Origin of the sequence: Anabaena lutea FACHB-196 (assembly GCF_014698305.1) — a bacterium.
Taxonomy (GTDB): domain Bacteria; phylum Cyanobacteriota; class Cyanobacteriia; order Cyanobacteriales; family Nostocaceae; genus Anabaena; species Anabaena lutea.
The window spans coordinates 241971-255720 of sequence record NZ_JACJST010000003.1 but is presented as its reverse complement, the minus strand read 5'-3'; the positions used below and the strand labels follow the sequence as shown (position 1 = coordinate 255720).

Annotated in this window: 8 protein-coding genes; 6 read left to right on the top strand and 2 right to left on the bottom strand. The window is 41.0% G+C overall.

Annotation, left to right across the window (positions count from 1 at the left end):
* Positions 1-157: 157 nt before the first annotated feature.
* Together H6G59_RS05505 and H6G59_RS05500 are read right to left on the bottom strand one after the other, a co-directional pair.
* Positions 158-1909, bottom strand: coding sequence for a ShlB/FhaC/HecB family hemolysin secretion/activation protein (locus tag H6G59_RS05505; protein WP_190712194.1), 1752 nt, complete (start codon positions 1907-1909; stop codon positions 158-160).
* A complete protein-coding gene (locus tag H6G59_RS05500; protein WP_190712192.1) occupies positions 1906-4431 on the bottom strand; it encodes a two-partner secretion domain-containing protein in 2526 nt (841 codons plus the stop codon). The genes H6G59_RS05505 and H6G59_RS05500 overlap by 4 nt, the downstream gene beginning before the upstream one ends.
* Positions 4432-5150: 719 nt before the next feature.
* On the opposite strand from H6G59_RS05500, the gene H6G59_RS05495 reads away from it, so the two are divergent.
* From H6G59_RS05495 to H6G59_RS05465, 6 genes are all read left to right on the top strand, one after another.
* Positions 5151-5891: a hypothetical protein gene (locus H6G59_RS05495; protein WP_190712190.1), complete on the top strand. Its 741-nt coding sequence runs from the start codon at positions 5151-5153 to the stop codon at positions 5889-5891.
* Positions 5892-6232: 341 nt separating this feature from the next.
* Positions 6233-7645 (top strand): DUF4231 domain-containing protein, encoded by a 1413-nt coding sequence (locus tag H6G59_RS27240; RefSeq protein ID WP_242038792.1) that lies wholly within the window; start codon positions 6233-6235, stop codon positions 7643-7645.
* Positions 7646-7765: 120 nt separating this feature from the next.
* Positions 7766-8101, top strand: a complete 336-nt coding sequence (locus tag H6G59_RS05480) for a hypothetical protein (protein WP_190712189.1) — start codon at positions 7766-7768, stop codon at positions 8099-8101.
* Positions 8102-8721: 620 nt separating this feature from the next.
* A complete protein-coding gene (locus tag H6G59_RS05475; protein ID WP_190712187.1) occupies positions 8722-9594 on the top strand; it encodes a hypothetical protein in 873 nt (290 codons plus the stop codon).
* Between the two features lie 130 nt (positions 9595-9724).
* The gene (locus H6G59_RS05470; protein ID WP_190712185.1) at positions 9725-12865 is read left to right on the top strand and encodes a TIR domain-containing protein; all 3141 of its coding nucleotides are present in this window, start codon (positions 9725-9727) and stop codon (positions 12863-12865) included.
* A gap of 35 nt (positions 12866-12900) precedes the next feature.
* Positions 12901-13665, top strand: coding sequence for a DUF928 domain-containing protein (locus H6G59_RS05465; RefSeq protein WP_190712183.1), 765 nt, complete (start codon positions 12901-12903; stop codon positions 13663-13665).
* The last annotated feature ends 85 nt before the right edge of the window (positions 13666-13750 follow it).

The window sequence follows — 13750 nt, the reverse complement described above, 5'->3', positions numbered from 1 at the left end:
TGCTGTCTAAGACTGAGTTTTGTCAATTCATTTGTCGCAATCATTTTTCCAATTGGTATCAAATATCTTCTTTTACTCTGGTTTTCCCCTCTGCTCCCTGCCCCCTGCCCCTTTTCCTCTTGATCAGCCAGAGGGTGGGGGTAACGGTGTCGCAACCTCAAAAAGGTTTGTAAATAACAGAAAAATACAAACCATTTTCTTGCCATGTGTCCCCCTTAGAATCTCTTGATGTCAGTGGAATTCCCCAATCTAAACGCGCCGTCAAATTATCACCTTGATGCCAAAGCAATCCCATTCCCGTACTAACTAAAGTGTTAGTCCGGGGATTTGAACCGCCATTATTCCAGCCTGTACCGATATCTACAAAAGGCGTGAGTTGCAAGACTCCTTGAGGAACTCGCAGAATCGGTAAGCGAACTTCTGCGGTTGCTTGCACACCATTATCTGTTAACAATTGATCCTGACGGTAGCCTCGTACAGTTGTTTGTCCGCCGATACCGATTTGTTCGAGTCCTAACAGTTTTCTATCTGATAATTGCATATCAGCTTGCAACAGAACTAAGGTATCAGGCGCTAGTTGGCGCAACCATTGTGCTTGTCCTCGCCAGCTAAAAAAACGGCTATCGGGTTCATCTTGATTGATTGTGGCATCTAAGACACCTAAGCCGAAACTAAATTGCGATCGCGCTGCTATTACTTGTTGGCTACTGCGTTGAGTCCATTCTTGAAAAAATCGGATCGCAGAAACCCTTGTGTTTCCTTGGTCATCAGCACCAACCGCTAGGGGAAACGCCCCGATATCGTCATAACCTAAAAATGTTTGACTTGCTTGGTGGCTGGCGGTAATTCCTAAAGTAAACTCTTGGTTGGGAGTTTGTAAAAGAGGTTGACGGAAGGTTAATTCATAGTAGCTGGACTGAGAATTAATATCCAAAGAGTTAAAAGGACGTTCTATAACATCACTATTAGTATTGCCATAGGTAAAAATCAGCTTACCGTTGCGTGGGTTAACTGGTAGGTTATAGCTAACATTAAAGCCATTACTACCATCTGTATTGGTGTAACCAACACTTAAACCGTCTCCTAGCCCTAACAAATTCGCTTCGGTAAGATTGATGCGCCGGCGAAAACTGCCCACACTCGGACTGCGTTGGTTATCTAGCACTAGCTGAGTGCTAAAAGAATTGGCTTCAGTAACTTTAACTTCTAATATATTAGTACCCGGACGTATGCCGGCTTGTAAGTCAGTAGATATACTTTTAATTAAAGGATTTAGTTGTAATAGTTGCAGTCCTGCGAGTAGGCGATCGCGTGATAGTGGTTTACCAGCAGCAATGGCGAGGCGATCGCGTATATAGCTGGGGTTGAGGCGGCGCGTACCTGTCACATTTATCTTTTCTATACTTCCTTCTACCACCTGCATTACCACTACTCCACCTTTCACCGTTTGGGGAGGAATAATTACTCCAGAAGTCACATAGCCTCTATCTATATATAACTTCGTCAGTTCTGAACGTAGTTGGAGTAAATCATTAAAGGTAATTGGGCGTTTGAGATAAGCATCTGTCACACTCGCCAGTTCTTTATTGCTAAAAACTGTGTTTCCCACAAACTCAAACCGTTCTACAACCAAGGTTTCCGCTAATGTCTGCGGATTAACATCTGGTTGAGTTGGTGACTGAGGTGCAGTGGGTAATAGCTGTTCTGGAGGTGGTAGTTCTGGTAAAGGTTGCGGTTCGGGTAATGGTTGTATGGAAGGCGGTTTTACCTCAATGGGAGCCTCTTGAGCAGCTAAGGGTTGTGGATAAAAGCCGAGAATGAACCCTGTCACTAAGAATAATATATACACCTTAGTTGAATAGTCTGGATATAGATTAGGCGATCGCCTACCCAGCCAGTCGTTGATCATCGGACATTCCCTTGAGTAACATTACAGGCTTGAGTAGATAACCCCGACTGCAACAAAGTAGCCGTTGTTGATTGAGCAGTCAAAACAATATCTCCATTTGCACTGCGTACCATACCTACTGCTTCTACTAAGGGAGCGGAAGTATTTGATGATAATTGCTTTAAATTCGTCTCAGTCATATTTTCAAAATTATTACTACCATTAACCGTATTATTGACTACCCATTCTGGTAAAATAGCCCCAGGCTTAAGAGTATCATCAGGACTAGGAGGTAGTCCGCCACGTCCAGTAATTACAAACTCACTTCGTCCTTTAGCAACGTTACTATTGCGATCGCAACCTTGGGCAATCAATCTAGAGGGGTCTACTAAATTTGTCGGCAGTGCAACAAGCCCTTGAGTAGGATCAATACTGAGAGTATTAAGCAATATTTCTCCATTTTCACCCACATCAGAACTGGCACTGATATCACTAATGCCATTATTCTCAAGATTCTTCAGTTGTTCTGAACTCAACTTTTCCTGGTTTTGAAATCCTAGAATGCGGTTGGCATTAATCTCAATCCTGCCACCATTACCTCCAAAGGCATTGGCAATAATATCGCTATCTTCCGATGGTACTGCTACAACAAATCCATCCTTGGCATCAATCGTAATGCCACCGCCATTACCAGGATGATTTTCTGAACCTGCGGTAGCAGTAATTTTGCTTTGGCGACGAAGTAACAAATTCTGTGCTTCAATAGCAATGCTGCCACCATCTCCTTTTCCATAGGTATCTGCCGACAAACGACCCCGATCAGTCATTATTAGCTTATTTGTCTCGATTGTAATGTTTCCTTTGCCATTAGAGGAACGCAATTCACCTTCTTTGCGAATTTGAGTGAAAATACCAGTCTGTTTATCATCTGTGTCCTTTAGTGTCAAATCGCCCTGGAGGAATATATTATTCGCCTTAATCGAAATAGTGCCAACTTGATTTCCTTTGCCAGTCAGACTGGAGTTAATCTGAGCGCCATTAGTCAGAGACAAGTTGTCTGTGGTGATCACAATATAGCCATTATTTCCCTGACTAAATATCTTGCTGCCGTTGAGAATAGATATTTGGTCACTAGCATTAATTATGATAAATCCAGCATCTCCTGAACCATTATTATTAGTATTTATTTCTGATTTATTATCAATCAAAACGTTTCGAGGTGTATATATTTTATTAAAATCCACATCAAGATTTATTGATTCATTATCCTTAATCAATACTATTGGATTAATACCAATCAATAGGACTCCATTATTTCCCTGACTAAATATATTGCTGCCATTGAGAATAGATATTTTCTCACTAGCATTAATCATGATACCTCCTGCCTCATTTGAACCTAAACCATTACTATTCGTATCTATTTTTGAATTATCAATAATAATGTTTTGAGGTGTATATATCTTATTACGATCAATAGCAAGTTTTATTGTTCCATTATTATCAGTCGATATTATTAGATTAATACCAATGAGTAGTGTTCCATTATTTCCCTGACTAAATATCTTACTGCCATTGAGAATAGATATTTCGTTACTAGCATTAGTTATGATATATCCTGCATAGCCAGAACTCTTGTTATTGGTATTTAATTGAGAATGATTTAAATCTAGTGAACCTTTCGTAGAATTAATGGTGATGTTATTATTATATGTTTCGCTCTCATTATTACTAATGGCTGTTATATTGCTATTAGCAATAGATATATTTCCTAACGCTTCAATAGTGACGCTTCCAGTAATTCCGTTGGGGGCTTCAGATATAATATGCCCATCTCTAACTTTTAAATTATTCTGCGCCTGTAATTTTAAATTACCACCAGCTTGCAGCGTTCCTTGTAAATCCAAATTTCCTGCATTCAGCGTCAAATCTTTTCCTGTTACCAAATGCCCTTGATTGGTAATACTTGCCGTTGGCTGTGAACCAAACTGCACACCAACGGGTACACTCATTGTTAAAAGTGGCGGTGCTTGGGGATTAGTAGCACTAAATTCACTACCATCAGGAAACACAAAACTGTTAGCTGTAGTAGCCAGGAATGAACCTTGAATATCTAACTGGGCATTTGTCCCAAAAATAATGCCATTGGGATTGAGCAAAAATAAATTAGCCGCACCATTTACGCCCAAAGTCCCCAAAATATTAGAAGGGCTACTGCCAGTAACTCGACTCAAAATATTATCAACGCCTGTAGGGTTGGCAAAGTATACTCTTTGGCCATTGTTGACATTAAATTCTAAAAAACTGTGATACAGGTTACTGCCTCTTTGGACACCACCTTCAATTAAGTCAGCCCCATGTCCTTTAATATTGACACCAGTCATTACACGGGAGTTTTGATTTCCCAATGTGGTGTCAGGTGTGATTTGCGCTAGGCAAGGACTGCTGGCCAATATCGATATTACAGCGATCGGAATTATAGTTCTCTTTGCTAGGAACAATCCAGGGTTACCGTAAGCAAAATTCCTACTGTGATGATTCACTGTGCGTTCAAAGTTATTTTACTGTAAAAGACAAAAAGCAGACATGACTTACGCATTGAAAAATAAGTCAATAAATAAATGTAGTGTAGAAAATAAGGAAAAAATAAATTACCCAAAAATCGTAGGGTGGGTTACGGACTACCGTCCTAACCCACCATAAAAGTAGGGCATTTTTCTATTTGGAAGTCCCTTACCCGACAGACATCGCTAATCAGTAGGGGACTGAAAAGATAGATTATTTACACTGTCTCTCTATTGAGGGAATGGGCAATCAGAGTAACGACATTCAAAGTATGCTTGACTTTTCAATTCAATAGTTCAGTTAAATTCAGGACTTTTAAAACTCAGTTTAACTCAGTTTAACTCAGTCAAACTCAGTTAAATTCAGGAATTATAGTAATTCTATTGAATTAATGTATAGTTTTGTCGTATGTTTAAAGTCAGAAGTGATGATAAAGTGTCACTAAACAAATGTAAATTAAATGAACTAAGCCTATGATTGCAGGTAGTTTGAAGAATTTTGACTATAGATATATTTGGCGAAGTTTTACAATACCAATTTTATGTGAAGTTGCACATAATTCTGAAATCCATTGATTTATCTGTCTTTATCCGCGTTTATCTGCGTGCATCCGCGTTAAATTATTCTATGCAACTTCATATTAATCTGGTATTAGTACTGTAAATACTTAAATTTTTGCAAGCTCTACTCCGAATAAATGGTCAATTTTTTCAGCCTATCTTTAAATCCCAAGCAAGCAGCAGTAGCAGTTACGGTATCCGAAGCCGCCGAATTACCCCAGGCTCTATCGCAATTAGGGCTAAGTAATTCCCGTCCCGTCTTAGTGATAGTAGGGGGCGCTAGTAAAATTAGCGAAGCAGACTTCTTGCGTATTCAAAAGCTATTTGTAGAAGTCTTAGCGCCAATAGCTCAACGCTTGGGGGCTTATGTGGTGGATGGTGGTACTGATGCGGGAGTGATGCAATTAATAGGTAAAGCCCATAGCCAAATCAATGCCGACTTTCCCCTAATTGGTGTAGCTCCTACAGCAAAAGTAATTTTACCTATGCAAACCACTGTCTTGAGTGAGGATGCTACACCTTTAGAAGCACATCATACTCATTTTGTGCTAGTTCCTGGCTGTAATTGGGGTGATGAATCTCCCTGGATAGTGCAGGTAGCAACCCTTTTAGCTAATGGTGCGCCCTCAATTACAGTCCTCATTAATGGTGGTGAGATTACTTTTATTGATGCGTTAAACAGCGTCATTGCTGGGAGGTTAGTGATGGTGATTGCTGGTAGCGGAAGAACAGCAGACAAGCTAGTTTCTGCTTTGCATGGGGATGCTACTGATGAACGAGCCAAACAATTAGCAGCGTCAGGCTGTTTACAAACAATTGACTTAGAAGCAGCAAAAGAAGATTTGATTAGTACAATTACAAACTTACTGTTGACTTAGGTAGGAAACAATTATGGCGGAGAAAGACCTTATCAAGAATTTTTTAAGCAGAAATTTACAAGTTTAATTTATTCATTAATAGGAGTTATATATTGACAAAAACCATCAAATATAAATTATGCATTTTTGTCCTTTTTAGGGTTAGTCAGACCTGATAATTTGGCAAAAAAGAGATGTTTGTTCTCTGTCTGATGCAGCTTCCTGATATGGTATTTTAAAAGCCTGAAACGGCGCAATTTTATTCATACATATCATGGTAAGTTTGTAGCGGTTCAAATACTCTTTAAAAAGTGATATTTTTATGTTAAGTATAGCTAGAAACTTTTGAGAAATTTAAAACTATGGCTAAGAAAAACGACTATGGTCAATACCTGAAACAGAACTTCTCTGGACTGATTGACCGACTCGACTTGTCAGACTTGCGAAAAGACTTTCTGAAAAATCGCTGGCTCGACCAAGTCATGTGGCTGGAGGGACGAGCCACCAAAGAACGCAATGCTCATCACAACCTCAGAATGATTACCATCATTGGCGGGGTAATTGTCCCAGCACTAATTGGTTTTCAGAAAGGGAACCAGAAGTGGCAGGAAATTGTTGGCTGGTCGGCTTTCGGTTTAAGTCAGGTAGTAGCCGTTTCTGCTGCGGTTGAAGAGTTTTTTGGTCATGGTGAGAAGTACCGCAGCTATCGTAATACTGCCGAAGGCTTGAAAATTGAGGGGTGGCAGTTTTTCCAAATGGCTGGTCCCTATCGTCAATTTAATACCCATTCCGATGCCTACACCATTTTTGCTGAACGCGTCGAACAGTATATTCAGCAAGACTTACAGGGCTTTATTTCCCAGTTAACAGAACGGCAAGAGGAAGGCAAGAAAGAGGCTGGAGAAACAGCCACCAAGAATGCTGAACTTGCTCTGTCCAACCTTAACGAGCAGTTGGAGCTACGAGCGCAGTATGAAGCGCAACTTAGGCAACTAGAAGCCGAAAAGCAGCGCGTCCAAGCTGAAAGGCAGCAGTTGGAACAAGAGCGCTCTGCTCGACAACAGAGCGATAACGAAAAACCAGCACTTCTGGCAGCCCCAGTGGAGTCAGATAAGCAACCTAACTTAAGTCCTGTTGACAGTTTATCTCAAGAGGATGAAGAAGATCGTGACAGCAGCAGCCTAAACGCTGATTCAGTACAGTATCTCAGTGCTAACGAGATTCTGGCTAAGATTAAGAGCAATCCTATCAGCAGGAACGGTACAGCAGCAAACCATCTCACTAAAACTAAACAAGTCTCCACAAGTATACCTATGTGTGGAGTTGAGCTAATTAAAAAGTTTGAAGGTTGCTATCTTAATGCATACCCTGATCCTTTAAGTGGAGGGATACCAATCACAATTGGCTGGGGTACGACTAGGAAACGTGACGGTAGTCCGTGGTACATGGGAGAGAGTATTTCCCAACAACAAGCTGATGAACTGTTGATCTATCAGTTGGAAACAAGCTACTTACCGGATTTAGTGAAAATACCTTGCTGGGGCGAACTCAACCCTAACCAACAAGGTGCCTTACTCAGCTTTGGCTACAACTTGGGGAGTAAATTTTACGGTGCCGCTAATTTTGAATCAATGACTAGAGTCTTAAAGAATAAGGATTGGGCTAATATCCGCGAAACTTTCATCAAGTATCGCAATCCTGGATCAAATGTTGAGCAAGGACTTAGGAGACGAAGAGAAGCTGAAGCTGAACTATTCCTGAAACCCTACCCCTAATGATATAGGATTTAAATTCTGCGGGATTAATTTAGAATAAATCTCCGTAAGCACGCTTTAAGCCAAAATAAATTTGCCTCAGTAAACAAAAGATGAAAGCAATCACCGCAGGACAAAATTATGATTCGTAACAGCAAAAAGTATTCGATCGACGTAGACAAAATGGGGACAGACGTTGCGATTAGCATTTCTTTGGAAATAGAAATGAGTCCTGAGCTAATTGATCTAGTGTTGCATGACTTAAGAAGCGATGCCAGAGACTTTAATGAAGCCCGCATCCTGGCTGAAATCATCCGTGACCCTATAATCATCTACAGCCTCTGCCGACGCATAGAACAGGTTAAAAATCAAGATATTAGATATCAAGAAACCCAGCATGAAGACATGAGCAATCAACAGCTAACAAATCCAAACTGGAGCTTGAACACAGCAAGCTATACTTCAAACGACTCATAGCTGGACTTTTTAAAAGCGGATGCAAGTGTTGCGTGTTCAAGCTTTTGGCGATGATTGAAAACTAAAGCTCGAAGCCGCTTTTATTACAACAAAATTTTGCTGTTCCTTACTTAATCTATGAACAGTTACAAGCAAACATTACAAAAATGGCCAATATTGTATCTATTGAAGAAAAATATACAGAACTATGGCAAGCCTGCAAGCTGCAATCAAATCTCTTGCCAGAGTTAGAAAAAATTGCTGAGAAACTGTATTATGATCGCGGCTTTTACGAGAAAATCGAGTGGTACTATCCCAACCTACCTTGGTACTGGGCAGGAATAATACACGCTAGGGCGGATTTTCAGGATGCCACGCAATTCTTCGATCAAATCACACAAAAATTAAGGAAGATTCAGGGCGAACAGATACCAACAAGGCTCTCAGCCCGTTTACTCGCCTTCGATGCGTGTAACGACTTCCAGGGCAAAGATAGCGAGGGAATTACACCGTTTGTTTGGGCTGGGACTAATCACACCAAGACGATTGATTCCGTAGCTGGTTGTGCGGCAATTTTGTACTTTCTGCAAGCGATAGGACTCAAGGATGACCAAACCGAGCAGGGGCAATTTAATCTCAAAGTGACTTCTGACACAGTGTTTAAAAGCTGCTCATTGCCCTCGAACAAGCTCGAAGCATCGGAAAAAGCCACTGTCCAAGCGGGGAGACAGTTAGAAATTACCGAGGTGGCGATCGCAGATGCTCACCATGTCCGAGTCATGCTCAAGGCTCCAGTTCAGGATCGGCGCATTTGGTTTATCTATGGTGGGCATATCCAAATTGACGGCTGCAAAATTGCCACAGTCACAACCAAGCCTAAAACTCTAGAAGAGAAAATCATTGCCTATTGCGAGAAGAAGGGCTACAAAATTGACAAAGAACCTGGATACAAGAATATTATCTACATCGAAGGCATGAACCCGGACGGAACGCTCAATAACAACGCCCTCAATGTCTGGAACGACCTCCGCATCGTGATTGAGTTTAAAGACGGCAAGCCTAAAATGATTGGCTGTTGGGAAGCCACAACCAACCCAGGTAAATACTATACCTTCAAACCCATGAACCCCAAAGGTGCGGCTATTATCGCCTTCGGGCAATACAAAGCATGGCAGGTAGGAATTCACACACCAGGTGGTGGACATGAAGCTCTTGTGCAAACGGGTGGTTCGGTAACTGTCCATCGTGATGCAAATCGGTCAGGCACCCGCGATGCAGGTGACACCATTGATTCAGGTATGTTTGGCATTAACCAACATTGGGGAGGTGATAACCCTAAGTCCGACGTGGGCAGATGGAGTGCTGGCTGTCAAGTAGGTAGGACAAGACAAGGACATCGAGAGTTTATGTCTATCGTTAAATCAGACCCACGCTACCAAGCTAAACGTAGTTTTACCTTCACTAGTACCATTATTGACGGCAAAGACCTCCTGGCACAGTTTCCTGCAAGTTGATGTTCTCCTGACAATCTGAATCATCTGTGGCGATCGTGTGCAAAGGTTCGGTGACTTCTACTAACAGATAGCGATAATTTTGATTTTGAACGTGATGCCAAACAAATGAAAATGAATATTAATAATTAATATGAATAACTTTAAAAATGCCTTTATTTCTTATGGGAGAGCAGATAGCAAAACCTTTGCAACTAAGGTATATCAGCGACTTATAGAAGCAGGGTTGGACATTTGGTTCGACCAAAATGATATCCCTCTAGGTGTTGACTTTCAAAATCAAATAGATGATGGCATTGAGAAAGCTGACAATTTTCTGTTTATCATTGCGCCCCACTCAATTAACTCCCCCTATTGCGGTAAAGAAATAGAGTTAGCACTCCGCCGTAATAAACGTATTATTCCCTTGCTGCACGTAGAACAAATTACTCAAGAAACTTGGCAAGAACGCAATCCTGGACGGGACGCTAGTGAGTGGGAACAATATAAAGCCAAGGGATTACACTCTAGTTTTCCCAATATGCACCCAGCTATTGGCAAAATTAACTGGGTATACTTCCGTGAAGGTATAGATGACTTTGAAAAATCCTTTGCGGGACTGCTAGAACTATTTTCCCGCCATCAAGATTATGTCTATCAACACACCTACTTTTTAGCTAAAGCCTTGGAGTGGGAACGACAGCAACAACACTCACAATACCTGTTAATTGGTGACGAGCGAGTACAGGCTGAAAACTGGTTAAAAATTCGCTTTAAACATGAGCAACCACCATGTGAACCAACAGATTTACACTGTGCTTTTATATGTCAAAGTACAAAAAATGCTAACAACCTGATGGCTCAAGTGTTCCTCTCTTACTCAGAAAAAGAGAGGGCAGTTATGGAAAAAGTTGCCAAGCTCTTGATGCGTAAAAGCTTCACGGTTTGGACAAACAAAACAGATATTCAGTCTGGCACAGATTTTGTCGAGTCAATTTATCGAGGTATTGAAGAAGCAGACAATTTGGTGTTTCTGATGTCACCAGCCTCTTTGCAATCAGAATATTGCCAAATGGAAGTGTCTCATGCTTTTTCTTTGAAAAAACGAATCATTCCTGTGTTAATTGAACAAGTAGATATAGAGCAGATTGCCGTTGAATTACGGACTCTACATTTCATCGACTTGACAGAGCCACAACAGCAACAAGCCAATATTGACAAGCTAATTAATGTGCTAACTCAAGATGCGGCTTACTACGAACAGCATAAAACCTTATTAGTCAAAGCTCTGAAGTGGGAACGACAAAAACGCAATTCTAGTATTCTGTTGCGGGGTTATAATCTTCGACAGGCAGAAGCTTGGTTAAAAATAGCTCAACAAAAAACCCAACATCTGCCTGTACCTTTACAAGTAGAGTTCATCAGCGAAAGCCTCAAGCAACCGCCTCTGGTAGCACTAGATGTATTTATTTCCTACTCTCTTGCTGATTCTGATTTCGCCCGCAAGCTCAACGATACATTACAAATTCAAAACAAGACTACTTGGTTTGACCAAGAAAGTGTCGCCTCTGGTACTGACTTTGCACAAGAGATTAATAAAGGGATAGAAAGCGCTAACAACTTCCTATTTATTATTTCGCCAGACTCTATCAATTCACCTGACTGCAAGGCTGAGGTAGAGTATGCGATGAGTTTGCATAAGCGAATCGTTACTGTATTGTATCGACAAATTAATACTGGGGAGCTTTTTCCAGAATTGGCAAAGGTGCAGTGGATTGATTTTTGTCAGCATAGTGCAGACTTTCTGACCAAATTTGGAGAATTAACCAGAACATTAGATGCAGATCCAGATTACGTGCGATCGCACACTCGGCTTTTCCTCAAAGCCAAAGAGTGGGAAGATGCTAAACGTGACGATAGTTTTTTGCTCCGGGGTAAAGATTTAGTCGCCTCTGAGGAATGGTTGAATCAGTCTGTTGACAAACAACCAGCCCCCACCAATTTACAACTAGAATATCTTGCAGCCAGTCGCGCTCTCCCCTATCGCAAAATCAAGCTCCGCACTGTGCTGCTGAGTAGCTTGGCTGTGACAACGCTCATGTTCATTGCTAGGTTTTTCGGACTCACCCAGACTTTAGAACTAGCAGCTTATGACCAGATGATATCCTTACGTCCTGATGAACCAAAGGACGAACGATTTTTAATGGTCGATGTTGATCCAGAAAGCCTTGAGAAGTTGAATGAAAGCGGGAGATATCCGGGTGGTAGAGGTTCTATTCCTGATGCAGCTCTAGACGATTTACTCAAAAATCTTTCTCAACATCAACCTAGTATGATTGGGTTGGATTTTATCCGGGATTTTCCAGCTGAAGGTAGCCTAAAACAACGTTTACAGCAGACGAAAAACTTCATATCAGTCTGTAAAAACAGTTATGAAAATAGCCGGGGAGAAAAAATTCTTGGCTTTAAAAACGCGCCAGAAGTCCCGCTAGAGCAAGTTGGCTTTAGTGACTTGGTTGATGATGATGCGAAAGGTGGTCGTTATGTGCGCCGACAATATTTGATGCAAAAGCCAGACCTTAAATATTGTCAGACAAGGGAAGCTTTGAGTCTAGTAATTGCTCGTCGCTACCTAAAAGCTCAAGGTCAGTCTTTCACCTCTCCTCTAAATCTCCAAACCAAAGCTTATGACCAGCCTATGCAGTTTGGTAAAACCATGATTCCCCAACTACTGGGATTAGGAGGTGGCTACCAAGACATGGATAATCAGCTTCAAGGTTATCAAACGATGCTCAAATATCGTACCTTTGGCGGCGACCCCAGTAATTTCGCACATAGAGTCAATATTTTGGAGGTTTTGGACAATAAAGTTGCTGCTGAACAAATTAAAAATCGCATTGTACTGATTGGCTTTACTGACAGGCAAAACAGACAAGCTGATTACTGGAGTACACCCTATGGTGACGTTGCTGGAGTCACGTTGCATGGGCAAATGATCAGCCAGATCCTGAGTGCAACCTTAGATAATCGCTCGCTCATTTGGTGGTGGTCTCTTGGTTATGAAACAATCTGGATGTTTGGCTGGGCGTTGATAGGTGGTCTTGTCTGCTGGCGATTTAACCGCAATCTTTATATCGGTATAGCTGTAGTAGGTTCTGCTGGAACTTTATACATTATATGTTCTGTAATTTTGGTGAGCCAAAGCGGTTGGATACCTTTTATTCCACCAGTTTTGGCATTATTAGTAAATGGAGCAACAGTATTATACTTAACTGATAAGCTCCGTAAAAGTTAAATCAACAAATTAGGAAACTAAGAGGTAATTACACAATGCTCCGTCCCCATTTATCGATTCGACAGTCAACTGTTTTGATCTGCTCTGTGACAACTGCTGTTTGTGTGAATTTTTTGTCGCCTATTTTTGTTCACAAAGCCCAAGCACAGAATTTTCTTGAGCGCATTGGCCAGATGTTTAACGGTTCCAGAGGCGAGGGAAATGCTTCTGGACGTTCACGAGGAGGAGCCACGCGATCGCAATGCTCTCAAATCGATAATAACAACCTCATGGCCTTAGTTCCTAATAACAATGGTGGCTCGACTACTCAGGATTATCCCCAGATCTGGTTTTATTTACCCTTCGGTAAAACTTCCCAGTCACGTCCAGCTACATTTAGATTATTAGATGAACAAAAAAAATCTGTTTTGGCAAAGCCTTTGTTGTTCTCTTTACCAGATAAAAAAGGTATTGTCAGCATAAGTATTCCCTCTACTGAAAAACCATTATTGCTTGGAAAAAGATATCAATGGTACTTGAAAATTACTTGTGTCAATGATCAGGGATCTAACACAAATATTAGTGTGAATGGTTGGATTGAAAGAGTGGAAGCCAGTCCTGAGCTAGTACAAAAAATTAAGCAAACAGGAAATCAACAGCAGTACATTCCTTATGCAGAAAATAAGATTTGGTATGACACTGTTAGTCAATTAGCTTACAACCGTGCCGTTTATCAACAAGAATGGACTAATTTATTATCACTTTTTCAGCTTAAGGAATTTGCTAATTCCCCTGTTTATGAACTCCAACTACAAAAGTAGTAAGAGTGTTCCAACTAAAAAATGATCCAAAAGTTCACTCACATCGATAAAAAGATTTCAACCCACATCTCGCCTTGACTTTTGT

Excerpts from the sequence above, each read along its gene's own strand:
- H6G59_RS05505 (WP_190712194.1), bottom strand. The coding sequence starts at position 1,909 with ATGATCAACGACTGGCTGGGTAGGCGATCGCCTAATCTATATCCAGAC.
- H6G59_RS05495 (WP_190712190.1), top strand. The coding sequence starts at position 5,151 with ATGGTCAATTTTTTCAGCCTATCTTTAAATCCCAAGCAAGCAGCAGTA.
- H6G59_RS27240 (WP_242038792.1), top strand. The coding sequence starts at position 6,233 with ATGGCTAAGAAAAACGACTATGGTCAATACCTGAAACAGAACTTCTCT.
- H6G59_RS05480 (WP_190712189.1), top strand. The coding sequence starts at position 7,766 with ATGATTCGTAACAGCAAAAAGTATTCGATCGACGTAGACAAAATGGGG.
- H6G59_RS05470 (WP_190712185.1), top strand. The coding sequence starts at position 9,725 with ATGAATAACTTTAAAAATGCCTTTATTTCTTATGGGAGAGCAGATAGC.
- H6G59_RS05465 (WP_190712183.1), top strand. The coding sequence starts at position 12,901 with ATGCTCCGTCCCCATTTATCGATTCGACAGTCAACTGTTTTGATCTGC.